Raw genomic sequence first — 24,120 nt, forward strand, 5'->3', positions numbered from 1 at the left:
GCGCTGCGCGCGTCACCCCCCAGGGGGCAACACCAGCGGTCTGGCGAAGCCAGCCCCGCGGTGTTCTGGGTTGAAGGCATTTCACGCGAACGGCGCTGCCATGAAAAACGCCCCGGTTTGCGGGGCGTTTTTCATGAGGGTCTTCGGGCTCAGGGAAAGTTCGGCTCGTTCTTGCCGGTTTCTTCTTCGGGCCAGTCGCGGATGTAGGCCTTGAGCATCTTGTTCTCGAAGTTCTGGCTGTCCACCACGGCCTTGGCCACGTCGTAGAAGCTGATCACGCCCATCAGCATCTTGTTGTCCATGACCGGCATGTAGCGGGTGTGCCGCTCCAGCATCATGGGGCGCACCTGCTCGAGCTCGGTCTGGGGGGTGCAGGTCATGGGGTGGTCGTCCATCACCGTGCGCACGGTCTTGTCGCCCAACGCGCCGCCGTTGCGCGCCAGCGTGTGAATGATCTCGCGGAAAGTCAGCATGCCCACCAGTTCGCCGTGCTCCATCACGGCCAGCGACCCGATGTCGAACTGCGACATGGTTTCCACCGCGCGGTGCAGGGTTTCTTGCGGGTGGGTGGTGTAGAGCGTGCCGCCCTTGACGCGAAGGATGTCGCTGACTTTCATGTCTGATCTCCTGTTTCTGGTGGTGTCTCCAGCAAGGCTGGCGTCCGTGCAATATACCCCCACAATACCGCTCAAAACCACTGCGCGCCAGCCCTTGGCGACACAGCACGGCATCCCGAGGAGACCACCCCCATGTCCGGTTATTCAGATCCAGGCTTCGACACGCTCGCGCTGCACGCGGGCGCCGCGCCCGACCCCACCACCGGCGCGCGCGCCGTGCCGATCCACCTCACCACCTCGTTCGTCTTCGAATCCAGCGACCACGCAGCGGCCCTGTTCAACCTGGAGCGCGCGGGCCACGTGTACAGCCGCATCAGCAACCCGACCAACGCGGTGTTCGAGCAGCGCATGGCCGCGCTCGAAGGCGGCGTCGGCGCGATCGCCACCGCCAGCGGCCAGGCCGCGCTGCACCTCAGCGTGGCCACGCTCATGGGCGCGGGCTCGCACATCGTGGCCAGCACCGCGCTCTACGGTGGCAGCCAGAACCTGCTGCACTACACGATGCGCCGCTTCGGCATAGACACCACCTTCGTGAAGCCGGGCGACATCGACGGCTGGCGCGCCGCCGTGCGGCCCAACACCAAGCTCTTCTTCGGTGAGACCGTGGGCAACCCCGGCCTGGACGTGCTGGACATGCCCACCGTGTCGCAGATCGCGCACGAGGCCGGCGTGCCGCTGCTGGTGGACTCGACCCTGACGACGCCTTACCTCGTCAAGCCGTTCGAGCTGGGTGCCGATCTGGTCTACCACTCGGCCACCAAGTTCCTGAGCGGCCACGGCACCGTGATCGGCGGCGTGGTGGTGGACGGCGGCAGCTTCGACTGGGACGCCTCGGGGAAATTTCCCGAGCTGACCGAGCCCTACGACGGCTTCCACGGCATGACCTTCAGCGAAGAGAGCACCGTGGGCGCCTTCCTGCTGCGCGCGCGCCGCGAAGGCCTGCGCGACTTCGGTGCCTGCCTCTCGCCGCACAGCGCCTGGCTGATCCTGCAGGGGCTGGAGACGCTGTCGCTGCGCATGGAGCGCCACATGAGCAACACCGAGAAGGTGGTGGCCTTCCTCGCCAGCCACCCGCTGGTGGGCCGCGTGGGCCACCCGCTGCTCGAATCGCACCCCAGCCACGCGCTCGCGCAGAAGCTGTTCAAGCATGGCGCCAAGGGCGCGGGGGCGGTGTTCAGTTTCGACATCAAAGGCTCGCGCGAACAAGGCAAGGTCTTCATCGAGGCGCTCAAAATCTTCAGCCACCTGGCCAACGTGGGCGACTGCCGCTCGCTGGTGATCCACCCGGCCAGCACCACCCACTTCCGCATGAGCGACGAGGCGCTGGCGGGCGCGGGCATCGGCCCCGGCACGATCCGCCTGTCCATCGGCCTGGAAGACCCGGACGACCTGATCGACGATCTGAAGCGCGCGCTGAAAGCCGCGGAAAAGGCAGGAGCATGACCATGAACCCCCACGCTCATCACTTCGTGTGTTCGCAGCCCCCCGAGGGGGCGCAAGCCGCCCTTCGGGCGGCCCGGCGGGAGGCATGACCATGTACCTCCAAGTCAACGGCGCAACCACCTACTGCTACACCGGCGGCAAAGCCTTCGATGCCGCCAAACCCACCGTGGTGTTCATCCATGGGGTGGTCCACGACCACAGCGTCTGGGCCCTGCAGAGCCGCTACCTGGCGAACCACGGCTTCAACGTGCTGGCGGTGGACCTGCCGGGTCATTGCCGGAGCGGCGGCGAAGCGCCAGCGTCGGTCGAAGCCGCGGCGGACTTCATCGGCGCGCTGCTCGACGCGGCGGGTGTGCAGACCGCCGCGCTGGTGGGCCACAGCTGGGGCTCGCTGATCGCCATGGAGGCCGCTGCCCGGCTGAAGCAGCGCGTGAGCCACCTGGTGCTGGTGGGCACGGCCTACCCCATGAAGGTCTCGCCCGCGCTGATCGAGGCTTCGCTGAATCAGCCCCTGAAGGCGCTGACCATGGTCAACGTGTTCTCGCGCAGCACGCTGGCCGCGCCGCCCTCGGCGCTCGGCCCGGGCACCTGGGTCTACGGCAGCAGCCTGGCGCTGGGCCAACGGGTGCTGGCCAGCAACACCCAGGTGAACGTGTTTCACCGGGGCTTCGTGGCCTGCGACAGCTACACGGGGGGCGAGGCCGCGATGGCGGCCCTCACCGGCCCGGTGCTGTTCCTGCTCGGGGCCCAGGACCAGATGACACCGCCCAAGGCCGCACAGGGTCTGATCAAGGCCGCGCAGGCGGCCGGCCGGGCGGTGCGGGTCGTGAGCCTGCCGGTCGGCCACCACCAGATGACCGAAACCCCGGACGCCACGCTGTTTGCCATCCGGGACTTCCTGCAGGGCCGCTGAGACGGGTTTGCATTCGAGCGCAGAACACGGCGGGAGCCGCAGACCGTGCTCTGGCACGGCAAGGCAAACCAACGCATTGATGCGTTTGAAGGCCAACCCGTGTGAGGCTCAGCGGGCGAACGAACGCTCCCACACGCTGCGGGTCGTCGCCGTGGCCCGACCGGCCAAACGGCGCAGCGCGCGCCAGACGGCGGCACCCCAATGGCGCCGGGGCGCGAGCGCCACCAGCGGCGTCACCAGGTACTCGCTGTAGCACGATGGCTCGTCCTCGGATCGGCGCGGCTCGGCGTCCGCGCCGATCACCACCCAGTCCTGCAGCAGATCGATGGTGGCGCCGGGGCCGAGAAACAGGTCCTGCGCCACGTTCGGCTGCGTCAGCCAGAGGCGGCCGCTGACCACCCGCAGCCGCACGCCGTGGCTGGCGTGGATGAGGCGGGTCTGGCGGGGCAACAAACGGGTGGGCTGGGCGGTGGTGGGGTGCATGGCGGGCCTCCTGTGGATGAGGTTCCACTGTTCCGTTTCGGGCGCTGGCGCGACAGACACACAGACCACACAGTTCGCGCCACCAGATGCGGCACAGGCCCCATCTGTGTGCCCGGTTTTGGGGCGATCTGTACCGGTCGCCGCGCCCCACCCGCGCCGCCGGACCGCGGCCCCTCGGTTAGCATGGAAAGGCCATGACCGCCCCGCCACCCACCCTTGCGCTGTGTCCGGCACCCAAGGCCGAACCACCCCCCACCCTGCCGCTGTACCAGCAGATCGCGCAGGCGCTGGCGCAGCTGATCCACGGCGGCACCTTCAAGACCGGCCAGCGCCTGCCCTCGGTGCGCGAAACGGCGTTGACGCGCGGCGTGTCCATCTCCACCGCCATGCAGGCCTACCGCCAGCTCGAAGAGCAGGGCCTGGTGCAGGCGCGCCCCAAGGCCGGCTACTTCGTGAAACGCGCCCAGCGCATCGCCCAGCCCAGCCTGAGCGCACCGCCACAGCGCAGTTTCCTGCTGGAGCGGCAAAGCCGCTCCGAGGCCTTTGCCATGCTGCACCAGCCCGGCGACCGCGCCAGCTTCGGTGGTTTCTCGCCGCAGAGCAGCGAGCTGTTTGACGACAGGCGCCTGCGCGTGGCCGTGGGCCGCGCCTCGCGCGTGCACCGCCGCAGCCTGACCGAATACAACAAGGCCGACGCCGGCCGGCCCGCGCTGCGCCAGGCGGTGGCCCAGCGCGCCCTGCACCTGGGCTGCTCGCTGGACGCGAACCACATCGTGATCACCGCCAGCTGCACCCAGGCTGTGAGCCTGTGCCTGCGCGCGGTCACGCAGCCGGGCGACGTGGTGGCGCTGGAGTCGCCCACCTTCTTCGGCTACCTCGACCTGATCGAATCGCTGGGCCTGCGGGTGCTGGAGATCCCCACCCATCCGGCCACCGGTCTTTCGTTGCCCGCGCTGGAGCTGGCGCTGGACACCCAGCCCATCAAGGCCGTGCTGGCTGCGCCCACGTTGTCCAACCCGCTGGGCGCGGTGATGCCGCTGGCCGCCAAGCAGCGGCTGGTGCGGCTGCTGGCGCAGCGGCGCGTGCCGCTGATCGAAGACGTGGTGTTCAACGACCTGCTGGCCGGCGACGAACGCCGCAAGGCCGCCAAAGCCTGGGACACCGACGGCAACGTCATGGTCTGCGGCTCGTTTGCCAAGACCCTCACCCCGGGCATCCGCCTTGGCTGGGTCGAGGCCGGCCGCTGGCGCGACGCCATCGCCACCCACAAAAGGCTGCAAGGCGCGGCGACCAATGTGGTGCTGGAAGAGGCGCTCGCCGATCTGCTGACCCAGGGCAGCTACGAGGCCCACCTGCGGCGACTCACCGCCCACATGCACCAGCGCCGCCACGAAGCCCGCCACCTGATCGGCCACCACTTTCCTGCCGGCACACGGGTGAGCAACCCGCCCTCGGGCGACACGCTCTGGCTGGAGCTGGACCCGGTGATTCACAGCATGGCGCTGTTCAAACGCTGCGCCAGCGAAGGCATCACCTTCGGCCCGGGCGAACTGTTCACTGCGACTGACCGCTACCGGAATTGCCTGCGCCTGAACTTCTCCGGCCCCTGGAACCCTGTCAGCATGCAGGCGCTGGCGCGCATCGGCGAGATCGCGGGCGAGATGCTGAAGCGACCCGACGCCGGGCCGGCCGCGCCCCTGTTGCGGCGCGCCTGAACGACAGCCGTTGTCCGGCGCTGCGGCCACAATGGCCGCACCATGCACGAACAGATCATCACTCCAGCCATGAGCCCCGGGCGCGCACGCGAGATCGCCGCCACCTTCGACCTGCGCGCCCTGCCCGTCGACTTCCTGGCCAACCCCTACCCGGTGTACGCGCTGCTGCGCGAGACCGAGCCGGTGCGGCGCATGCCCGACGGCTCGTACTTTTTGACGCGCCACGCCGACCTCGTGTGCGTGTACCGAGACGCCACCACCTTCAGCTCCGACAAACACGTGGAGTTCGCGCCCAAATACGGCGCCGAGTCCCCGCTCTTCGAGCACCACACCACCAGCCTGGTGTTCAACGACCCGCCGCTGCACACCCGCGTGCGCAAGCTCATCATGGGCGCCCTCACGCGCCGCGCCATCGCCGACATGGAGCCCGGCCTGATCACGCTGGTGGACAGCCTGCTCGACCGCATCGACACCCAGGGCGGCGGCGACCTGATCGAGGACTTCGCGTCGGCCATTCCCGTGGAAATCATCGGCAACCTGCTGGGCGTGCCGCACGCCGACCGCGGCCCGCTGCGCGACTGGTCGCTCGCCATCCTGGGTGCGCTCGAACCCGTGCCCACACCGGAGCAGCACGCCGCCGGCAACCGCAGCGTGACCGAGATGCTGGCCTACCTGCGCGGTCTGGTCGCTGAACGCCGAAAGGCCCCGGGCGACCCCGAGCGCGACGTGCTCACGCGCCTGATCCAGGGCGAGACCGGTGGCGACCGCCTCAGCGAGGTCGAGCTGCTGCAGAACTGCATCTTCCTGCTCAACGCCGGCCACGAAACCACCACCAACCTGATCGGCAACGGCCTGATCTTGATGCAGGAGTTCCCGGCGGCGCGCGCGCGGCTGCTGGCCGACCTGCGGGCCACGGCGGGTGACGCGGCCGCCGAAGAGCAGGTGCTGTCGCTGGCGGTGGACGAGTGCCTGCGATTCGAATCGTCCAACCAGCTCGGCAACCGGCGCGCGCTGGTGGCCACCCAGGTGGGCGGCGTGGACCTGCCCGCCGGTGCGCTGGTCACGCTGTGCATCGGCGCGGCCAACCGCGACCCGATGCCCTACGCCGACCCCGAGGCGCTGGACCTGCAACGCGAGGGCAACAAGCACCTCGCCTTCGGTTTCGGCATCCACCAGTGCGCGGGTCTGAGCCTGGCGCGGCTGGAGGGCCGCATCGCCATCGGCCGCTTCCTGCAGCGCTTTCCGGATTTCAGCTTGAGCGCCGCGCCGACCCGGGGCGGGCGGGCCCGTTTTCGCGGCTTTCTGCGCGCGCCGTTCAGCGTCCGCTGAAGTTCAGGGCACGGAGGGCGCTTCCAGCGCCTGCGCCACCGTCATCGTGTCCAGGCCGCTGGTCGCCCAGAAGGCCCCGGTGCTGGCCGACTGCGGCAGCAGCAGGCGTTTCGCCAGCGGAGCCAGCGGCAGGTTCACCGGGTCTTGCAGCAGCACATAACGCTCGTCGGCTTCGTCCAGCCGGCCCAGCCAGTCGAGCGCGACCAGGGCGCCCACCGGTTCTTCCAGGTGCAGCGGGTCCACCCGCAGCGCCTGCGCCAGGGCTTGCAGGCTCAGGCCGCGTTGCGGAGACTCGCGCAGCGCCTGCAGTTGCGCCAGCGTTTCCAGCGCGAGCTGGAAGCGCCAGCCGGGGGAGTTGCCGCGCCGCGCGATGCCCGAGAGCAGGCTGGGCAGGTAGGCGGCCACCACCGCGCCCAGCAGCACGATCACCCAGGCCACGTAGAACCACACCAGCAGGATCGGCACCGTGGCAAAGGTGCCGTAGACCACCGAGTAGGTGGGTACCTTGGCCAGGTACCAGGTCAGCACGCCCTTGGCCAGCTCGATGCCGCCGGCCACGAACAGCCCGCCCACCAGCGCGTGGCTCCAGCGCACGTGCGTGTTGGGCACGAAGCGGTAGAGCGCGGCCATGCCGCCGGTCATCAGCGCGAACTGCAGCGAGTCGAGCAGCAGGCGCAGCCCCCCGGAACGGCCCGACACCATGTCGCTCGACACCGACACCGCGTATGAAGTCGCGGCCAGGCTGGCAGCGAGCAGCAGCGGCCCGAGCGTGAGCACCGCCCAGTAAACAAGGATGCGCTGCGTCAGCGGCCGGGGCTGGCGCACGCGCCAGATGTCGTTGAGTTTGCGGTCGATCGTCAGGATCAGCGCCAGCGCCGTCACCAGCAGGATCAGCGCGCCGGCCCAGCCCATCTGCCCGGCCTTGGCCGCAAACTGGTTGAGGTAGCTCAGCACCTGCTTGGCGATGTTCTCGGGCACCAGGCTTTCGATCAGCCAGCGCTGCAGCGTGGTCTGCAGGCGCGCGAACATGGGGAAGGCACTGAAGATCGCCAGCGCCACGGTGAACAGCGGCACCAGCGAGATCGTGGTGGTGAATGTGAGGCTCGACGCGGCCACGCCCAGCTGGTCTTCGCGGAAGCGTTCGCGCAGCGTGAGCGCGGTGTTGCGCCAGGGAAAATTCAGCGTGTCGCGCCAGAGTTCGCCCAGCAGGGTTTCCAGTTGGCGCCAGCGGTCGGTCAGGGTCATCCCGGTATCATCCCAGAACCGTGCCCCGGGCCCCTCACCTTCGTGCGCAAGCGCCCTGGTGCCCCGAATCTCCCCCCGCCCCGACATGACACCCTCCCCCGCCTCGCCGCCCCTTTCCCCCGCCGTGCGCTGGACGCGCACGCTCGCCGTGGGCAGCCTGCTGGGCCTGATCGCGCTCGGCCTGGCCTGGGAACTGTGGCTGGCGCCGCTGCGCCCGGGTGGTTCCTGGCTGGTGATCAAGGTGCTGCCGCTCACCATCCCGCTCGCGGGCCTGCTGAAAAACCGCATGTACACCTACCGCTGGGTGAGCCTGCTGGTGTGGCTGTATTTCACCGAAGGCGCGGTGCGCGCCTGGAGCGACACCGGCCTCTCGGCCGCGCTCGCGGGCATCGAGGTGCTGATGTGCGTGGTGCTTTTCGTGGCCTGCGCGCTGCACGTGCGCACCCGCCTGCGCGCGGCCGGCAAGGCGGCCGTGGCCGACGACACGGCGAGGCGCGCCGCGGCGGCCGGCTACGCCAGCGATCCGATCCCTCCCAAAGCCCGACCATGAGCGAACTGCTGCATTCCCTTCGAGACATCGTGGGCGCCGCCCAGGTGCTGACCCACGACGACCCCGGCGCCGACCTGGCCGCCTGGGAACAGGACTGGCGCAAACGCTCGCGCGGACGGGCGCTCGCCGTGGTGCGACCGGGCAACACCGCCGAGGTCGCGGCCGTGGTCAAGGCCTGTGTGGCGGCCGGTGCGCCCATCGTGCCGCAGGGCGGCAACACCGGCCTCGTGGTGGGCTCGGTGCCCGACGACTCGGGCACCCAGGTCGTGCTCTCGCTGACGCGCATGAACCGCGTGCGCGCCATCGACGGCGCCAACCTCACCATGACGGTGGACGCGGGCTGCGTGCTGCAGAACCTGCAGGACGCCGCCGAGACAGCGGGCTTCCTGTTCCCGCTGTCGCTCGCGGCCGAGGGCAGCTGCACCATCGGTGGCAACCTCGCCACCAACGCGGGCGGCACGCAGGTCGTGCGCTACGGCAACGCGCGCGACCTCTGCCTGGGGCTGGAGGTGGTGACGGCGCAAGGCGAGGTCTGGAACGGCCTCTCGGGCCTGCGCAAGGACAACACCGGCTACGACCTGCGCGACCTGTTCGTGGGCAGCGAAGGCACGCTGGGCATCATCACCGCCGCCACCATGAAGCTCTACCCGGAGCCCGCCGCCCGGCTCACGGCCTGGGCCGCCGTGCCCGACCTGGCGTCGGCCGTCACCCTGCTCGGTCTGGCGCACCAGCACCTCGGCGCAGGCCTCACGGGCTTCGAGGTCATGGGCCAGTTCGCGCTGAGCCTGGTGGCGAAACATTTTCCGCAGCAGCGCGTGCCGCTCTGGGAACACAGCCCCTATTGCGTGCTGCTTGAAAACAGCGACAGCGAGTCCGAAGCGCATGCCCGCGAGCAGTTTGAGCGCCTGCTGGAAACCGCGTTCGAGCAGGACGTGGTGAGCGACGCCGTGGTCGCCGAGAGCCTGCAGCAGGCCCACGCGCTCTGGCACATCCGCGAGAGCATCCCGCTGGCGCAGGCCGAAGAAGGCCTGAACATCAAACACGACGTCAGCATCCCGGTCTCGCGCATCCCGGCGTTCTGCGAAGAGACCGACGCCTTGCTGGAGCGCGAGATGCCCGGCGTGCGCCTGGTCAACTTCGGCCACCTGGGCGACGGCAACCTGCACTACAACGTGCAGGCGCCGGAAAACGGTGATCCCCAGGCCTTCCTGCGCGAGCAGGAAGCGCGCGTGAACACCCTGGTGTTCGACGCGGTGGCGCGGTTCGAGGGCTCGATCAGCGCCGAGCACGGCATCGGCAGCCTCAAGGTGGACAAGCTGCCGCACTACAAAGACCCGGTGGCGCTGGCGCTGATGCGCTCCATCAAACAGGCGCTGGACCCGCAGAACCTGCTGAACCCCGGGCGCGTGCTGACGCGCTGAGCCGGGCCGGCCCCCCGCCGGCCCCTCCACCCACCGAGATCCGCTGCTTGGCCCACCTGCTCCTGCTCGCCATCGTCTACGTGTCCTTCGTCAGCCTGGGGCTGCCCGACGCCGTCATGGGCGTGGTCTGGCCCGCCATGCGGGCCGACATGGGCCAGCCGCTGGCCGCCGTGGGCGTGCTGACCATCACCATGACGGTGTGCGCCGCGCTCAGCGCGGGCTTCGCCGGGCGCGTCGTGGCGCGGGTGGGCACCGGCGTGGTGGTCGCGGCCAGCTGCCTGATGACCGCGCTGGCCCTGGTGGGTTTCTCCGTCGCGCCCTCGTTTGCCTGGTTGGTGCTGCTGGGCATTCCGCTGGGCGCGGGCGGTGGCGCGGTCGATGCCAGCCTGAACCACTTCGTCGCGGCGCACTACTCGTCGCGCCACATGAACTGGCTGCACGGCTTCTGGGGCGTGGGCGCCACCACCGGCCCGGCCGTGATGGGCCTGGCGCTGGCCAGCCCGGGGGGCTGGACCCGTGGCGTGCTCGCCCTCGGCCTGGCCCAGCTCACGCTGGCCGCGCTGCTCTGGGCCACGCTGCCGCTCTGGCGGCGCGAACATGGCCACCCGAACGGCGCCGAGGCAACGGGCGAGGCACCGGTGGTGTTCAAACCGGTTGCGCCCCGCGCCCTGTGGCTGGCACCGCTGTGTTTCCTGCTCTACGTGGCGGCCGAGATGGGCACCGGCCTGTGGGCCGCCAGCATCCTGGTGAACGACCGGGGCAGCAGCCTGGCCCAGGCGGGCTTCTGGGTCTCGGTGTATTTCGGCTCCATCACCGCGGGGCGCTTCGGCGTGGGCCTGGTCTCGAACCGCCTGGGCAACCGGCGGCTGGTGGGCCTGGGGGTCGCGCTGGCCCTGGCCGGCGCCACGCTGTTCGCCCTGCCCGGCCTGCCCCCGGCGCTGTCGCTGGCCGGCCTGGTGCTCATGGGCCTGGGCTGCGCGCCGGTGTTTCCCTCGCTGATGCACGAGGCCGCGCGGCGTTTTCCGGCGGACGTGGCGCGCACCGTGATCGGCCGGCAGATGATGGCCGCCTATGCGGGCGGCTCGGTCATCCCGGCCGCGTTCGGCCTGCTGGCCACCTGGGTCGGGCTCGGTGCGGTGATGCCGGTGGTGGTGCTGCTGCTGATCGCCCTGCTGTGGACGACCCGGGCGCTCGACCGGCTGACCTGAGACGGTGCGATCTCAAACGGGTTTGCTGCGTGCTTCGTTGATCTGGGCCGAGCGCTGCCAGGCCGGCCGCGCCTGCACCCGCGCGGCATAGGCCTCAAACACCGGCCGCTTCTCGATGGTGCCGAACATCAGGCCCCAGACCAGGCTGGACCCCACGTAGACATCGGCCACGGTGAACTGTTCACCGCACACATACGGCCCCTTCGACAGCCCGAGCTCCAGCGCGTTCATCGTGTCGGCGTAACTGCCGAAGCCCACCATCACGCTGCGGCCCGCGGGCACTTCCCAGCCGAGCGAGCGCGCCACAGCGGCCTGCTCCAGCGGCCCGGCGGCGAAGAACAACCAGCGGAAGTAGTCGGCCCGGGCCAGCGAGCCAGGCGGCGGGATCAGGCCTTTTTCCGGGAACCGGTCACCCAGGTAGGCGCAGATGGCCGCAGCCTCGGTCACCACCGTGTCGCCATGGCGCAGCGCCGGCACCTTGCCCATGGGGTTGATCGCCAGGTAGTCCGGCGCCTTCATGGGGGTGCCGTAGTCGAGCCAGACGGTCTCGTAGGGTTCACCCAGTTCTTCCATCATCCAGTGCGCGATGCGGCCACGGGACTGGGGGTTGGTGTAGAGCGTGAGTGAAGGCATGGCGGTGCTCCTGTTGGCGGGTGTCGCGAGGCCGCATCGTAGTCGGCTGGCCCGCGCCGGTCCACCCTGGCGCAGGGGCGATGCAGAGCGGGCACAATCCGGGTCTGGCCCACCCGTTGCCCATCGAAGTTGCCCCATGACCGACCACCGCCCCCAGCGCCCCGTGCGCTCGCAATACGAAGATTTCATGCGCCACGTCTTTGAGAACGGCGTGGACAAGGGCGACCGCACCGGCACCGGCACCAAGAGCGTGTTCGGCCACCAGATGCGCTTCGACCTCAACGAAGGCTTCCCGCTGGTGACCACCAAAAAGGTGTTCCTGAAGGCCATCATCGTCGAGCTGCTCTGGTTCCTGCGCGGCGACAGCAACGTGAAGTGGCTGCAGGAACGCGGCTGCACCATCTGGGACGAATGGGCACGCGCCGACGGCGACCTCGGCCCGGTCTACGGCGTGCAGTGGCGCAGCTGGCCCACGCCCGACGGCGGCCACATCGACCAGATCACCGACGTGATCCACACCCTCAAGAACAACCCCGATTCGCGCCGCATCATCGTGAGCGCCTGGAACGTGGCCGAGCTCTCGAAGATGGCGCTCATGCCCTGCCACGCCTTCTTCCAGTTCTACGTGGCGCCGCCCCAGAACCCGGGCGAACGCGGCCGGCTCAGCTGCCAGCTCTACCAGCGCAGCGCCGACATTTTTCTCGGTGTGCCCTTCAACATCGCCAGTTACGCGCTGCTCACCCACATGGTGGCGCAGCAGTGCGATCTCGACGTGGGCGAGTTCATCTGGACCGGCGGCGACTGCCACATCTACGACAACCACCACGAGCAGGTGCAACTGCAACTGAGCCGCGCGCCCTTCGCCTACCCGACGCTGAACATCAAGCGCCGCCCCGAGTCGATCTTTGACTACCAGTACGAAGACTTCGAGGTGATGGGTTACGAGTGCCACCCACCGATCAAGGCCCCGGTGGCGGTATGAGGCTGCCCGAGGGCTGGAGCACCGAGGGCCACCGGCTCTGGGAAGCGGGCCAGCCCACCGCAGCGATCCAGACCCTCGTGGGCCTGCTCAACACGGCGACCGAGCCACAAGGGCCCTCGCCCCGCCACCACGAACAGCTGAGCTACTACCTCTGGCTCGGCAAAGACCTGCAGGGTGCGCTGCGCATGCAGGAACGGGCCTGCCAGCTGGACCCGGATCGCACTGAATCGCGGCGCAACCTGAGCGTTCTGTACGGCCGCATGGGCCTTCACGACAAGGCCGTCGAGGCCGCGCAGGCCGTGCTGCGCCACACCCCGGACGACCCGGTGGCCTGCGACATGCTCGCCGCCGAGCTGCGCCACCTGAACCGGCTGGACGAAGCCCGCGCGGCCGGCACGCGGTCGCTCGTGGTCAAGGACCGCCGCTCGGTGGAAGCGGCGGCGCCGCACCCCGGCTGGCACCTGCCCGCGATGCGCGCCAGCGCAGGCCAGCGCCGCATCGGCGACAAACCCAACGTGATCGCCTTCAGCCTGTGGGGCGCCCAGCCGCGCTACCTGCGCGGCGCGCTGCGCAACGTGCTGGTGGCGCCCGGCCTCTTCCCGGGATGGACGCTGCGCTTCTACGTGGACGACAGCGTGCCCGCGGGCTTCCTCGCGCTGCTGGACCAGCTCGGTGCCCAGGTGGTGAAACACACCGGCGCTGCGGCGAGCCAGCGCCAGCGCCTGTGCTGGCGCTTTCAGGTGGCGAACGATCCCGCCGTGGGCTACTTTCTCGCGCGTGATGCGGACTCGGTGCTCAGCGAACGCGAGGCCGGCGCGGTCAACGCGTGGCTGGACGGCGGCGCGCATTTCCACGTGATCCGCGACTGGTGGTCCCACACCGACCTGATGCTCGCCGGCCTCTGGGGGGGCGTCGCCGGGGTGCTGCCCTCGATGGCCGCCATGCTGAACACCTACCAGAGCGCGATGCTGGAGACGCCCAACATCGACCAGTGGTTCCTGCGCGACCGTGTCTGGCCGCTGGTGCGGCACTCGGTGTGCATCCACGACCGCCTCTTCACCCTGCCGGGCAGCTTGCCCGTCCCCGGCCCCACACCGCCGGCGGGCAACCACCTGCACATCGGCCAGAATGAACACGCGGTCCGTGCCGACGAACAGGCCCGACTGCTCCAGCACTGGATTCACCGCCATCCCTGGCTCTGACCCGCCCACATGCCCATGAACGACCTCGCACCCGCCCGCCTGAACCTCATCTACGCCCGGGCCGCCAACGGCGTGATCGGCAAGGACAACGCCCTGCCCTGGCACCTGCCCGAAGACCTCGCGCACTTCAAGCGGACCACCCTGGGCTGCCCGGTGATCATGGGTCGCAAGACCTGGGACTCGCTGCCGGCGAAATTTCGCCCGCTGCCGGGTCGGCCGAACATCGTGGTCACGCGCGATGCGCGCTGGCACGCCGAAGGCGCCGCGGTGGCGCATTCGCTGGACGCGGCGCGCGCCCTGTGCCCACCCGGCAGCGACGCCTGGGTGATCGGCGGCGCGCAGATCTACGCGCAGGCCCTGCCGCTGGCCAACACGGTGGTGGTGACCGAGATCGCTCGGGACTTCGACGGTGATGCCTTCGCGCCCGCGCTGGGCGCGGAGTGGCAAGAAACCGCGCGCGAAAGCCTCGTGGCCGCCAGCGGCCTGCCGTTGGCTTTCGTCACGTACCGCCGACAGGTGATTTGACCCACCCCTGCCGCGCTCCGCGCGTCCCCCTCAAGGGGGCTGAGGGCCGCGGCTCCAAGCCTGCCTGCGCAGGCTTGGACGGCCCGAAGAAGCCTCGCCTCTGGTGAGGCTGCGGCCTGCAAGGCGCACTGGCCGTCCGGCAAAGCCGGCCCGGCGGTGCCCTTGGCCGCACCGTTTCGCGCGTCGCGCTTGATGCCCGCCGGGGGCTTACTTGCCCTTGACCTTGTCGAGCAGCTGGCGCACCTCGGTGCGGCGGCCTTCGTCGGCCACCGCACGGCCGGCCCGGGCCGGTGCCTGCAAGGCTTTTTCGAGATGGGCCACGGCCTTCTGCGGCTCCTCGGTCTGCACAAGAAAGTCGGCGTAGAAATAGTTGGGATCGATGCCCTGGGGATTGATCGCCAGCGCCTTCTGCAGCATCTCGCGCGCCTTCGCCTGGTCACCAAAACCCAGCGGCCAGCCGGGCACCTTGTAGTACAGCACGCCCAGGCTGTTGTAGGCCGAGCCGTCCAGCGCGTTGCCGTCGATCCGGATCGCCGCTTCGTACAGCGCCTTCGCCTGCTTGACCAGCGAGAGCGCACCCAGACCGCCCTTCTCGCCCGCCCAGGAGCTCAGGATGATGCCTTCCCAGACCATGGGTTCGGGTTTGCCGGCGAACGACTCGCTGACCTTGTGCGCGCGGCCGGCGAGCGCCTCAAACTTCTTCTCACGCTCCGCGGCGGGCGTCCTGTAATTGATCATCTCCCAGGCCTGCTGCAGGTCGACCACCGCTTCGTCGGCGGTCGCGGCCCGGACCGCCGGGCTCAGCGCCAGCACGGCGGCCGCCAGCAGGCACTGGGTGGCACGGCGGCGCGTGGCGCCGATGGACGAGGGGTTCGTGGCAGAAACAAAACGCATGACATCTTCTCCAAAAAAACGGTTCAGGAATGGGCCAGCAGCGCCGGCGCCGCCGGCGGCAGGCTGCGGCTGTGCTTCTTGAAACTGCCATCGAGCCAGGACGGCGCCAGGCCGTTGAGGCGCACGGCCAGCTTCTCGGGGTAGCCCACAAAACGTTCGGCCGCCTCGCTCTCCATCAGGGCGAGCAGCTCCAGCGCCACCTGTTCGGGGCGGTCCATCGCCGAACCGGTGGCGCGGTTGTAGGCCTCGACCGCCTCGCTGTTGAAGGCGGTGCGCGTGCTGCGCGGCCCGAGGTACTGGACCTGGACCGCGGTCTCGCACAGCTCGCGGCGCAAGGCCTGGGCAAAACCGCGCAGACCGAACTTGCTGGCGCTGTACACGCTGTAACCCGGCAGGCCGATGGCCCCCAGCGCGGACCCCACGCAGATCACCTGCGCCCGCGCCTGCGCGAGCAGGTGGGGCAGCAGGCTCTGCGTCAGCAGCATGGGCGCGATCAGGTTGGTGTGCAGCACCGCCTGCACGTCCGCTGGGCGCAGGTCCTGCAGGTGACCGAACGAGGCCAGGCCGGCGTTGTGCACCAGCACGTTGCCGCCCCAGCCCGCGGCCATCACCGCCAGGCTGGCGAGGTCTTCAGGCCGCGAGAGATCGGCCAGGCGGTGTTCGACGCGCGAGGCGTCGACGCCCGTCTCCCGCACCAGTTGCCGCGCCTGCTCGGCCAGCCGGGGGGCCGAGCGCCCCACCAGCATCACCGTCGCGCCGGCCTTGAGCAGCGCCGCGGCGCTGGCGTGACCGATGCCCCCGCTGGCACCGGTGAGCACCACCCGTGCTTGCGGGGCCTTCATGCCACCACCCCGGCCGGGGCCAGCGCGGGCGACGCCACCGGCGCCTGGGGCAAGGGCAGGCCACGAAACACGTCGCCGTACAGGCGGAAGAAGGCGCGTGCGCCGTGCACGATGTCGCGCTGGTCCTGCAGGTCTTCGATCTGGTCCATGAGCAACTGGAAGTGCGCCGTGTGCTCCTGGTCCAGCGTGCCGTGCGAGCGCAGGTAGCTGAACGCGGCGTCGGGCAGGTGCAGCGGCTTCTGGATGTTGTCGGCCGCGAGCAGCGCGAGCGACACGCTGGTGCCTTCGAGCACGTGCACCATGCCGAAGAAGCCGAGCGGGTTGCGGCGGTGGATGGTGTCGTAGGCGTAGGCGACCATCACCTCGGCGGCATGGCCGGGCTGACCCAGCCGCACCGCCTCAGCGTCGCCGCCGCAGGCGCGGATGTCGTCGAGGATCCACGCCTCGTGGCCCCGCTCCTCTTCCACGTACTCGTCCATCGCGTCGTTGAGCCAGGCGTGGTGTGGCGGCAGCGCGGCCTTGCAAGCCTGCAGCAGCGGCACGGTGTGCTTCACATGGTGGTAGGCCTCGGTGAGGAAGGCGACGTAGCTCGGCAGCGACACCTCGCCGCGCAAACAGCCCTGGATGATGGGCGCGGAGAGCAGCCCCATGCGGGACGATTCGGTGAGTTGCAGCAGTTGGGCATGAAACGACATGGGGTTCTTTCGTCAAGGAATCAGAGGGCAGCGGCCGTGGCCGAAGCGATGCCGAGTGCCTCGGCATGCCGGTGAAGAATGGCGCTGCGTTGCGGACGGCCGTTGGCCGTGGCCAGCCCCGTGTCGGCGGAGAACGCGGCCTGGGCGCGGACCCAGTGCCGCACCTGCGCGTAGTCGGGCAGCGTCTGGTTGGCGGCGTCGACGCCGGCCTGGATCTGGGCGTCGGTCACCGCCGCCGCCAGCGGCCACACCACCGCGCTGAGCGCCGGTTCGCCGTCGCCGAACACCACCGCCTGGGCCAGCGTCGGACCGCTGCGCAGCGCCGTCTCCACCCACTCGGGCGACACGTTGCGGCCGAAGGCGGTGATCAACACGTGTTTGATGCGCCCCCGCACGTGAACGAAGCCGTCCGGATCGATCTCGCCCAGGTCGCCGGTGGGCCACCATTCGCCGGGGGATATCGCTTCACCCAGGTAGCCCGAAAACAGGCTGCCCGCGATCTCGATCTCACCGCGTGCGTTCAAGCGCAGCCGCGCGTGCGGCAAGGCCTTGCCCGCGCTGCCCGGGCGGTCCGCTCCCGGCAGGTTCAGCGTCTGCACCGAAGCGCCCTCTGACAGGCCATAGCCCTCGTGGGCCGGGATGCCCACCTGGCGCGCGGCGAGCACCAGCGGTGCACCCACCGCAGCCCCACCCACCGCCACCATGCGCAAGCAGGCGGGCGCCCGCAGGCCCTGCTGCAGCAGCCAGCCGGTCCAGGCGCGCAGCATCTGCGGCAGCAGGATGAGGCTGTGGGGCTGGAAGCGTTCGACCGCGGCGTGAAAACGGGCCGGGTCGAAGCCGGACGAACCGGTCAGCCCCAGCTCGGCCAGCGGCGGCACGATGCACTCGGCTCCTCGGGCGAGCGGCGCCATGACACCGGCGATGTTCTCCAGCAGCACGGCCAGGGGCAGAGCACACAGGTGGCGCCGGATGTCCAGCGGCTCCAGCGCCTGCACCAGCCCGTCGGTCACCCGTTGCATGGCTTGAGCGCTCAGGCACACGCCCTTGGGGGTGCCGGTGGTGCCGGAGGTGAAGGTGAGCTTGGCGGTGCCCGCGGGCATGGGCAGACCAGCGGCCGGCAGACGCAGGCAGCACAGCGACGTGCCCACGACGTCCCAGTCGAGAGCCTCAGCCTGGGGCCAGTGCTGGGCGAGAGCGGGAACCGTGAGCAGGCTGTCCACGCCGGCCGCCCGCAGCGCGTGAGCGATCTGCTGCGGCGTGAAAAACACCGGCAGCGGCACATGCACGACACCCACCTGTTCGGCCGCGCGATCCGCGACCACCCAGGCCATGGCGTTGTCCATCAGCGTGGCGAGCACGCGGGTGCCTTGTGCGCGCAGGCGCTCGGCGAGCGTGTCCACGCCGTCCTGCATCTCGGCGTAGGTGAGGCGGCGCTCGCCGTCGCTCAGGGCGATGGCATCGGGCAGCGGCATCACAGGCCCAGCCCCTGCGCCGGCCGGCGCCGTTCGAACAGCCGCAGGGCGTGCTGCACCTGCCCAGCCAGCACCACCGGGTGGTGTTCGTAGTAGCTGCCCCACTCGCCCGCATCGCCGCCGAGCGCCGCCGCGTCGGCACGCCCGAGCGCCAGGGGCGTGATGCCCAGACGCACGAACAGGTGTCGCAGCTCTTCGGTCAAGGTGCTGACCACCCATTGCGCTCCGTGTTCGGCGAGGTGCCGGGCCATCAGCAGTATCAGGCGCCGCCCTTCCCCCGCACGCTCCGCGGCCAGGTGCCCGACCTCGAAGATGCCGTTTCTCGACGGCGCTTGCGCGCCAGGCTGAGACAGGCACTGCTCGACCGGTCGGTCCAGGTAGCGCTCCAGAAACAGGGGCGCCACGCTGGCCTGCCGGTAACCGGCCGCGGCCACGATCTCACCGCTGACCCGATCACGCAGGCTGACCAGCTGCGGCGCAAAATGCCGCACCTGCGCGCCAAAGTGGCGGGCATACACGCGCTGAACGAAGCGCTCGACCTCGGCCCGATCCGGATCGACGGGCGAATGCCAGCCAAAGAGCGTCGCGGCGGGAGCGCCTTCGGGCTGGGGCAGGAGGGGCCCCGGGTTCGGGGCGGCGATGGCCAGTTGCATCCGGATTCCTTGAGCGCCGACCCGATGAGGCCGGCATGGGAATGCATGGTGGGCAGGCCAGATTAAGTGAGTCTTATGGCGCGGCCACAGGGCGGAAAACCTAGAATGCTCCGACCCCTTCACTCCCTGCGACACACCCATGCGCCTTGCGACCTGGAACATCAACTCCCTCACCGTGCGCCTGCCGCAGGTGCTCGACTGGCTTGCCTTGAATCCGGTGGATGTGCTCGCGCTGCAGGAGCTCAAGCTGACCGACGACAAGTTTCCCGTGCAGGCCTTCACCGACATCGGCTACCACGCGCAGTGGTTCGGGCAGAAGACCTACAACGGCGTGGCGCTGCTGAGCAAGGCACCGGCCGAGGACGTGGTCAGGAACATCCCCGGCTTCACCGACGAGCAGGCGCGCGTGCTGTGTGCCACCGTCGCTGGCGTGCGCGTGATCGGCGCCTATTTCCCCAACGGCCAGGCCCCCGACAGCGACAAGTTCGTCTACAAGATGCGCTGGCTCGATGCGTTGCGCGAGTGGGTCCGTGCCGAGTTGGCGGCGCACCCGCAACTCGTGCTCATGGGCGACTACAACATCACCTTCGACGACCTCGACGTGTGGGACCCGGTGGGCCTGCGCGAGACGATCCACTGCACGACCGAAGAGCGCAACCACCTGCAGGCGCTGATCGGTCTGGGCCTGACCGACTCGGTGCGACTGTTCCCGCAGCCCGAGAAGAACTACAGCTGGTGGGACTACCGCGAGTTCGCGTTCCGCCGCAACCGCGGTCTGCGCATCGACCACATCCTGGTCAGCGAAGCCTTGAAGTCACGCGCCACGGCCTGCGCAGTGGACAAGCTGCCGCGCAAGAACGAACGCCCCAGCGATCACGCGCCGGTGGTGTTGACGCTGAACTGATATACAGATAGATCGAGAAGGAGAGGATCTGCACCATCCGGGAACGCGGCGGAACCGGCTTCGCCGGGCCGCACCGCGTTGCCCCCTTGAGGGGGTCGCGCGCAGCGCGGCGGGGGTGGGGTTAATCACTCGAGATTCAATTCCTGGATCTTCCGCGTGATGGTGTTGCGCCCGATGCCCAGCTTGTGCGCCGCCTCGATGCGGCGCCCCCGGGTGTTGGCCAGCGCTGTGAGAATGAGCCCGGTCTCGAAGCGGCGGGTGAGCACGTCCCACACATCGGTGCGGCCCGCTTCCAGCAACGAACGCGCTTCGGCCTGAAGACCACTCTCCCAGGCCGACACCAGCGGGAGCGGCGCCTCGGCCACGAGAGGCAGTGCCACCGGTGACAGCACCGCCGGGGACACCGCGGGCATCCCCATGGCTTCAGGCAGCGCGGCGACCAGGGGCACGTCCAGTGGGGCTGGAGCCTCCACCAGCGCGTCCGACAGCGCACCGGCTCCTGCGAGCACCTCTGGCGGCAGGTCCTTGAGCTCGATCACCTGGGCCGGGGCCATGACGGTCAGCCAGTGGCACACGTTTTCCAGCTGGCGCACGTTGCCAGGAAAGTCGAAACCGCTCAGCAGGCGCAGCGCACCATCGGAGATGCGCTTGGGCTCCACGCCCAGTTGTTTGGCGCTCTGCTGCAGGAAAAAACGCGTGAGCATGGGCACATCTTCGCGGCGCTCGCGCAGCGCGGGCAGGCGCAGGCGGATCACGTTGAGACGGTGAAACAAGTCCTCGCGGAACACGCCTTCCTTGACGCGCTGTTCCAGGTTCTGGTGGGTGGCGGCGATCACGCGCACGTTGGCGCGCACCGCGCTGTGGCCACCGACACGGTAGAAGTGCCCGTCGGACAGCACACGCAGCAGGCGCGTCTGCAGATCGAACGGCATGTCGCCGATCTCGTCGAGAAACAGCGTGCCGCCATCGGCCTGCTCGAAGCGGCCGCGGCGCATGGTCTGCGCGCCGGTGAAGGCGCCGCGCTCATGGCCGAACAGCTCGGACTCCAGCAGGTCCTTCGGAATGGCCGCTGTGTTGATGGCCACGAACGGCCCGCCCGCGCGCGGCGAGTGTTTGTGCAGGGCACGTGCCACCAGCTCCTTGCCCGACCCCGACTCGCCGGTGATCAGCACCGTGACCTGGCTCTGCGAGAGCCGACCGATGGCGCGGAACACATCCTGCATCGCGGGCGCCTGGCCCAGCATCTCGGGCGCATCGGTGATCGACTCTTGCGAGACCTCTTCGCGCTGGCTCTCTTCAACCGCGCGGTGGATCAGCTCGATGGCCTTGGGCAGATCGAATGGCTTGGGCAGGTATTCAAACGCACCGCCCTGAAAAGCCGACACCGCGCTGTCCAGGTCGGAGAACGCCGTCATGATGATCACGGGCAGGCCGGGCAGCTTCTCCTTGACCTTCTCCAGCAGATCGAGGCCGGAGCCGCCGGGCATGCGAATGTCGCTCACCAGCACCTGCGGGCCTTCGTGCTCGGGCGTCTCGGCCAGCGCCTTGAGCACTTCCTGGGGGTTGATGAAACTGCGGGTGGGCAGGTTTTCACGCAGCAGCGCCTTCTCCAGCACAAAGCGGATCGATTGGTCGTCATCCACTATCCAGATGGGCTTCATGTGTGCGTCTTCCCTTCCTCAATCGAGGCGTTCGGTTTCAAGGCAACGGAATCAACAGTTTGAAATCCGTCTGGCCAGGCGCGCTCTCACACTCGATCAATCCGTGGTGTTGCTGCACAAAGGTCTGGGCCAGTGTGAGCCCCAGACCTGAGCCGCCATCGCGCCCCGACACCAGCGGGAAAAAGATGCGGTCCTTGATCGAGTCGGGCACGCCAGGCCCGTTGTCGATCACATGCAATTCCAGTGCCAGCCGATAGCGCTGCTTGCCGAAGGTGACCTGTCGCCCGACGCGGGTCTTGAAGGTGATCTGCGCGTCGCCCGCGGCGATGCGCTCGGACAGGGCCTGTGCCGCGTTGTGCGCGATGTTGAGCACCGCCTGGATCAGCTGCTCGCGGTCGCCACGGAACTCGGGAATCGAGGTGTCGTAGTCGCGAACGACGCGCAGCCCCTTCGGAAACTCGGCCACGATGAGGGAACGCACACGCTCACACACCTCGTGGATGTTCACATCACCGACCACGTGCGGGCGGCGGTGCGGCGCGAGCAGGCGGTCCACCAGCGACTGCAGCCGATCGGCTTCGTGGATGATCACCTGCGTGTATTCGGTCAGCTGCTTGTTGTCGAGCTCCAGTTCGAGCAACTGCGCTGCGCCACGAATACCCCCCAGCGGGTTCTTGATCTCGTGCGCGAGGTTGCGGATCAGCTCCTTGTTGGCCTGGGCCTGGTCGATGAGCCGCTCCTCACGCTCCTGCCGTGTCTGCTGCTCCAGTGGCAGCAGCTCGACGATGACCTCGCCCAGCGTTTCTGTCTGCGCCACGACCACGTGCACCGGCAGCGGCTCATGGGTCACACGCTTGAGCCAGGCGTCGTAGCGCAGGGCCGCAAACTCGTTGCCACGGGCACCAGACAGCGCGTTCTGCAGCAGCTGCGGGTCGGTGAAACAGTCCTGCAGAAATGCACCCGCGATGCTGCGGCGGGACATGCCCAACGCATCCTCCAGCGCGGCGTTCGCGTACAGCACGGCGCCGTCGGACGCCACCACCGCCACCAGGGTGGCGAGCAGATCGAGGGACTGAAAACGGCTGTGGGCGGGCACAGCGCGGAGGCCGGGGTGGCCCGGCGGGGCCGGTGCGCGGGCGGAAGACGGAGTGGGGTTGGGGCTGGGGTTTTTCAAGCCGCTATTTTGCGGCAGATTCGGGCGCGGTCGGTGTGCCGGGCGCAGCGGCACCCGGGCCGGCGGGAGGCACAGCGCCCATCCGGCCCAGCTCTCGCCGCAGGCCGCTCACATCGCTTTCGGCGCGCGTCACCGCGGCCTTGAGTTCGGCCACGCGATCGAGGTAGCGCTGGTGGTTGCGCGACTCGATGCCCTCTTTTTCCGGCTGTCCGTTGGCATAGGCCTTCTGGGATTGGGACAGGCGGTCTTCGGCTTTGCGCAGCTCGGATTCAAGGATCTGGCGCGCGTCGCTGTCGCGCGAACGCTGCTCGGCGGAATCGTTGCGGGGGGCCGTTCGCGGCGCAGCGGGCGATGCGCTGGTGCGGGGCGCGGCGCCGGCCTGTGGCGCGGTGCCTTGCACAATGGTGATGTTGCCCCCTTCCATCACCTTGCATCCGCGGCTTTTGGCCACCACCGCGTTGTTGGTGTACTCGTTGCCACACCGGTAGATGCGCTCCTGAGCCAGCGCTGGCAGCACAAAAGCAGAGGTGGTGGCCAGAGCGATCCAGCGAATCGAGGCAGCAGGTGTCATGTTCAGCAACGCAGAGTCTCCATGCGCCAGTGGGCGCTTGACGGTTCACGTTCCAGTATGACCGAAAACGTGCCCCGCGGTTCCGGTGCCCGGGCAGGCACTGGAGAATACCCGGGCAGAAACGAAAAAAGGGACGGCTTTGGGCCGTCCCTTTTCGTGATTTTCACCACCCGGCCGAGCCGGGTCGGTGCATCACAGGCTGAAGTACATGTCGTACTCGACCGGGGCCACTTCGATGCGGCCGCGGGTGACTTCGCCCATCTTCAGCTCGATGTAGGCGTCGAGCATGGAGTCAGTGAACACGCCACCCTTGGTCAGGAAAGCACGGTCCTTGTCCAGATGCTCCAGCGCCTGGTCGAGGCTGTGGCAGACGGTGGGCACCAACTTGTCTTCTTCCGGCGGCAGGTGGTACAGGTCCTTGGTGGCGGCTTCGCCCGGGTGGATCTTGTTTTCCACACCGTCCAGACCGGCCATCAGCAGCGCGGCGAAACCCAGGTAGGGGTTCATCAGGGGATCGGGGAAGCGGGCTTCCACGCGACGGCCCTTGGGGTTCGGCACGTAAGGGATGCGGATCGAGGCCGAGCGGTTCTTGGCCGAGTAGGCCAGCTTCACCGGGGCTTCGAAGCCGGGCACCAGGCGCTTGTACGAGTTCGTGCCGGGGTTGGTGATGGCGTTCAGGGCACGGGCGTGCTTGATGATGCCGCCGATGTAGTACAGCGCGAATTCGCTCAGGCCGGCATAGCCGTCGCCAGCGAACAGGTTCTTGCCGTCTTTCCAGACCGACTGGTGCACGTGCATGCCGGAACCGTTGTCGCCGGCGTAGGGCTTGGGCATGAAGGTCGCGGTCTTGCCGTAGGCGTTGGCGACGTTGTGCACCACGTATTTCTGCAGGATGGTCCAGTCGGCGCGCTGCACCAAGGTGCTGAAGCGGGTGCCGATTTCGTTCTGACCAGCGCCAGCCACTTCGTGGTGGAACACTTCAACCGGA

Annotated in this window: 23 protein-coding genes and 1 pseudogene; 11 read left to right on the forward strand and 13 right to left on the reverse strand. The window is 69.0% G+C overall.

Features of this window, described 5'->3' with window-relative positions; translation table 11 throughout:
- Positions 1-149: 149 nt before the first annotated feature.
- A complete protein-coding gene (locus IV088_RS13675) occupies positions 150-617 on the reverse strand; it encodes a CBS domain-containing protein (protein ID WP_291102888.1) in 468 nt (155 codons plus the stop codon).
- 132 nt (positions 618-749) lie between these two features.
- On the opposite strand from IV088_RS13675, the gene IV088_RS13680 reads away from it, so the two are divergent.
- Entirely contained in the window at positions 750-2,060 is a 1,311-nt protein-coding gene (locus IV088_RS13680; RefSeq protein WP_291102893.1) for an O-acetylhomoserine aminocarboxypropyltransferase, read from the forward strand.
- Between the two features lie 91 nt (positions 2,061-2,151).
- Positions 2,152-2,973 carry an alpha/beta hydrolase gene (locus IV088_RS13685; RefSeq protein ID WP_291102896.1) on the forward strand — a complete coding sequence of 274 codons (822 nt, stop codon included), beginning with the start codon at positions 2,152-2,154 and terminating at the stop codon, positions 2,971-2,973.
- A gap of 108 nt (positions 2,974-3,081) precedes the next feature.
- On the opposite strand, the gene IV088_RS13690 is transcribed toward IV088_RS13685, so the two are convergent.
- Positions 3,082-3,456: a DUF2917 domain-containing protein gene (locus IV088_RS13690; RefSeq protein WP_291102898.1), complete on the reverse strand. Its 375-nt coding sequence runs from the start codon at positions 3,454-3,456 to the stop codon at positions 3,082-3,084.
- Between the two features lie 194 nt (positions 3,457-3,650).
- On the opposite strand from IV088_RS13690, the gene IV088_RS13695 reads away from it, so the two are divergent.
- Both IV088_RS13695 and IV088_RS13700 read left to right on the forward strand, forming a co-directional pair.
- A complete protein-coding gene (locus tag IV088_RS13695) occupies positions 3,651-5,171 on the forward strand; it encodes a PLP-dependent aminotransferase family protein (protein WP_291102901.1) in 1,521 nt (506 codons plus the stop codon).
- Positions 5,172-5,213: 42 nt separating this feature from the next.
- A complete protein-coding gene (locus IV088_RS13700; protein WP_291102903.1) occupies positions 5,214-6,500 on the forward strand; it encodes a cytochrome P450 in 1,287 nt (428 codons plus the stop codon).
- Between the two features lie 3 nt (positions 6,501-6,503).
- Here the strand turns inward: IV088_RS13700 and IV088_RS13705 are convergent, their stop codons facing one another.
- Entirely contained in the window at positions 6,504-7,745 is a 1,242-nt protein-coding gene (locus IV088_RS13705; protein ID WP_291102908.1) for a YihY family inner membrane protein, read from the reverse strand.
- A gap of 85 nt (positions 7,746-7,830) precedes the next feature.
- Here IV088_RS13705 and IV088_RS13710 point away from each other — a divergent pair, with 85 nt between their 5' ends.
- Genes IV088_RS13710 through IV088_RS13720 form a run of 3 tightly spaced genes read left to right on the forward strand, consistent with a single transcriptional unit; the run spans position 7,831 to position 10,924 of the window.
- Positions 7,831-8,295 carry a DUF2069 domain-containing protein gene (locus IV088_RS13710; protein WP_291102910.1) on the forward strand — a complete coding sequence of 155 codons (465 nt, stop codon included), beginning with the start codon at positions 7,831-7,833 and terminating at the stop codon, positions 8,293-8,295.
- On the forward strand, positions 8,292-9,716 hold the full coding sequence (locus IV088_RS13715) for an FAD-binding oxidoreductase (protein WP_291102913.1): 1,425 nt from the start codon (positions 8,292-8,294) through the stop codon (positions 9,714-9,716). Before IV088_RS13710 ends, IV088_RS13715 begins: the two co-directional genes overlap by 4 nt.
- A 47-nt stretch (positions 9,717-9,763) precedes the next feature.
- The gene (locus IV088_RS13720) at positions 9,764-10,924 is read left to right on the forward strand and encodes a sugar MFS transporter (protein WP_291102916.1); all 1,161 of its coding nucleotides are present in this window, start codon (positions 9,764-9,766) and stop codon (positions 10,922-10,924) included.
- Between the two features lie 12 nt (positions 10,925-10,936).
- Here IV088_RS13720 and IV088_RS13725 read toward each other — a convergent pair whose 3' ends face one another.
- Complete coding sequence (locus IV088_RS13725) at positions 10,937-11,557, reverse strand: glutathione S-transferase family protein (RefSeq protein WP_291102918.1); 621 nt, start codon at positions 11,555-11,557, stop codon at positions 10,937-10,939.
- 136 nt (positions 11,558-11,693) lie between these two features.
- Between IV088_RS13725 and IV088_RS13730 the strand changes: the two genes are divergently transcribed.
- From IV088_RS13730 to IV088_RS13740, 3 genes are read left to right on the forward strand one after another with little or no spacing between them, the layout of a single operon-like run.
- The gene (locus IV088_RS13730; protein WP_291102920.1) at positions 11,694-12,539 is read left to right on the forward strand and encodes a thymidylate synthase; all 846 of its coding nucleotides are present in this window, start codon (positions 11,694-11,696) and stop codon (positions 12,537-12,539) included.
- Complete coding sequence (locus IV088_RS13735) at positions 12,536-13,741, forward strand: tetratricopeptide repeat protein (protein WP_291102922.1); 1,206 nt, start codon at positions 12,536-12,538, stop codon at positions 13,739-13,741. The genes IV088_RS13730 and IV088_RS13735 overlap by 4 nt, the downstream gene beginning before the upstream one ends.
- A 15-nt stretch (positions 13,742-13,756) precedes the next feature.
- Complete coding sequence (locus tag IV088_RS13740) at positions 13,757-14,266, forward strand: dihydrofolate reductase (protein ID WP_291102924.1); 510 nt, start codon at positions 13,757-13,759, stop codon at positions 14,264-14,266.
- 207 nt (positions 14,267-14,473) lie between these two features.
- Here IV088_RS13740 and IV088_RS13745 read toward each other — a convergent pair whose 3' ends face one another.
- The 5 genes from IV088_RS13745 to IV088_RS13765 are packed head-to-tail and all read right to left on the reverse strand — an operon-like array spanning position 14,474 to position 18,822.
- A complete protein-coding gene (locus IV088_RS13745; protein WP_291102926.1) occupies positions 14,474-15,160 on the reverse strand; it encodes a tetratricopeptide repeat protein in 687 nt (228 codons plus the stop codon).
- A 23-nt stretch (positions 15,161-15,183) separates the two neighbouring features.
- Positions 15,184-16,002 (reverse strand): SDR family oxidoreductase, encoded by an 819-nt coding sequence (locus IV088_RS13750; RefSeq protein WP_291102928.1) that lies wholly within the window; start codon positions 16,000-16,002, stop codon positions 15,184-15,186.
- A complete protein-coding gene (locus tag IV088_RS13755; protein WP_291102931.1) occupies positions 15,999-16,697 on the reverse strand; it encodes an iron-containing redox enzyme family protein in 699 nt (232 codons plus the stop codon). Before IV088_RS13755 ends, IV088_RS13750 begins: the two co-directional genes overlap by 4 nt.
- A gap of 20 nt (positions 16,698-16,717) precedes the next feature.
- Entirely contained in the window at positions 16,718-18,169 is a 1,452-nt protein-coding gene (locus IV088_RS13760) for an AMP-binding protein (RefSeq protein ID WP_291102934.1), read from the reverse strand.
- Positions 18,169-18,822 (reverse strand): thermostable hemolysin, encoded by a 654-nt coding sequence (locus tag IV088_RS13765; protein WP_291102936.1) that lies wholly within the window; start codon positions 18,820-18,822, stop codon positions 18,169-18,171. The genes IV088_RS13760 and IV088_RS13765 overlap by 1 nt, the downstream gene beginning before the upstream one ends.
- Before the next feature lie 139 nt (positions 18,823-18,961).
- Between IV088_RS13765 and xth the strand changes: the two genes are divergently transcribed.
- The gene (xth, locus tag IV088_RS13770; protein ID WP_291102938.1) at positions 18,962-19,726 is read left to right on the forward strand and encodes an exodeoxyribonuclease III; all 765 of its coding nucleotides are present in this window, start codon (positions 18,962-18,964) and stop codon (positions 19,724-19,726) included.
- A 125-nt stretch (positions 19,727-19,851) separates the two neighbouring features.
- On the opposite strand, the gene ntrC is transcribed toward xth, so the two are convergent.
- The 4 genes and pseudogenes from ntrC to glnA all read right to left on the reverse strand — a co-directional run.
- Positions 19,852-21,387: a nitrogen regulation protein NR(I) gene (gene ntrC / locus IV088_RS13775; protein WP_291102941.1), complete on the reverse strand. Its 1,536-nt coding sequence runs from the start codon at positions 21,385-21,387 to the stop codon at positions 19,852-19,854.
- A 37-nt stretch (positions 21,388-21,424) separates the two neighbouring features.
- On the reverse strand, positions 21,425-22,450 hold the full coding sequence (glnL, locus tag IV088_RS13780; protein WP_291102945.1) for a nitrogen regulation protein NR(II): 1,026 nt from the start codon (positions 22,448-22,450) through the stop codon (positions 21,425-21,427).
- 115 nt (positions 22,451-22,565) lie between these two features.
- On the reverse strand, positions 22,566-23,132 hold the full coding sequence (locus IV088_RS13785; RefSeq protein ID WP_291102943.1) for a hypothetical protein: 567 nt from the start codon (positions 23,130-23,132) through the stop codon (positions 22,566-22,568).
- A gap of 192 nt (positions 23,133-23,324) precedes the next feature.
- Positions 23,325-24,120: pseudogene (gene glnA, locus IV088_RS13790) on the reverse strand (glutamine synthetase); the annotation flags it as partial.

Source organism: Hydrogenophaga sp. (assembly GCF_018780075.1).
Lineage (GTDB): Bacteria > Pseudomonadota > Gammaproteobacteria > Burkholderiales > Burkholderiaceae_C > Hydrogenophaga.

Coding starts and splice junctions, on each gene's coding strand:
- IV088_RS13675 (WP_291102888.1), bottom strand. CDS start 617: ATGAAAGTCAGCGACATCCTTCGCGTCAAGGGCGGCACGCTCTACACC.
- xth (WP_291102938.1), top strand. CDS start 18,962: ATGCGCCTTGCGACCTGGAACATCAACTCCCTCACCGTGCGCCTGCCG.
- IV088_RS13695 (WP_291102901.1), top strand. CDS start 3,651: ATGACCGCCCCGCCACCCACCCTTGCGCTGTGTCCGGCACCCAAGGCC.
- IV088_RS13690 (WP_291102898.1), bottom strand. CDS start 3,456: ATGCACCCCACCACCGCCCAGCCCACCCGTTTGTTGCCCCGCCAGACC.
- IV088_RS13705 (WP_291102908.1), bottom strand. CDS start 7,745: ATGACCCTGACCGACCGCTGGCGCCAACTGGAAACCCTGCTGGGCGAA.
- IV088_RS13760 (WP_291102934.1), bottom strand. CDS start 18,169: ATGCCGCTGCCCGATGCCATCGCCCTGAGCGACGGCGAGCGCCGCCTC.
- IV088_RS13750 (WP_291102928.1), bottom strand. CDS start 16,002: ATGAAGGCCCCGCAAGCACGGGTGGTGCTCACCGGTGCCAGCGGGGGC.
- IV088_RS13730 (WP_291102920.1), top strand. CDS start 11,694: ATGACCGACCACCGCCCCCAGCGCCCCGTGCGCTCGCAATACGAAGAT.
- IV088_RS13765 (WP_291102936.1), bottom strand. CDS start 18,822: ATGCAACTGGCCATCGCCGCCCCGAACCCGGGGCCCCTCCTGCCCCAG.
- IV088_RS13725 (WP_291102918.1), bottom strand. CDS start 11,557: ATGCCTTCACTCACGCTCTACACCAACCCCCAGTCCCGTGGCCGCATC.
- IV088_RS13755 (WP_291102931.1), bottom strand. CDS start 16,697: ATGTCGTTTCATGCCCAACTGCTGCAACTCACCGAATCGTCCCGCATG.
- IV088_RS13735 (WP_291102922.1), top strand. CDS start 12,536: ATGAGGCTGCCCGAGGGCTGGAGCACCGAGGGCCACCGGCTCTGGGAA.
- IV088_RS13745 (WP_291102926.1), bottom strand. CDS start 15,160: ATGCGTTTTGTTTCTGCCACGAACCCCTCGTCCATCGGCGCCACGCGC.
- IV088_RS13740 (WP_291102924.1), top strand. CDS start 13,757: ATGAACGACCTCGCACCCGCCCGCCTGAACCTCATCTACGCCCGGGCC.
- IV088_RS13785 (WP_291102943.1), bottom strand. CDS start 23,132: ATGACACCTGCTGCCTCGATTCGCTGGATCGCTCTGGCCACCACCTCT.
- IV088_RS13685 (WP_291102896.1), top strand. CDS start 2,152: ATGTACCTCCAAGTCAACGGCGCAACCACCTACTGCTACACCGGCGGC.
- IV088_RS13680 (WP_291102893.1), top strand. CDS start 750: ATGTCCGGTTATTCAGATCCAGGCTTCGACACGCTCGCGCTGCACGCG.
- IV088_RS13710 (WP_291102910.1), top strand. CDS start 7,831: ATGACACCCTCCCCCGCCTCGCCGCCCCTTTCCCCCGCCGTGCGCTGG.
- IV088_RS13715 (WP_291102913.1), top strand. CDS start 8,292: ATGAGCGAACTGCTGCATTCCCTTCGAGACATCGTGGGCGCCGCCCAG.
- ntrC (WP_291102941.1), bottom strand. CDS start 21,387: ATGAAGCCCATCTGGATAGTGGATGACGACCAATCGATCCGCTTTGTG.
- IV088_RS13700 (WP_291102903.1), top strand. CDS start 5,214: ATGCACGAACAGATCATCACTCCAGCCATGAGCCCCGGGCGCGCACGC.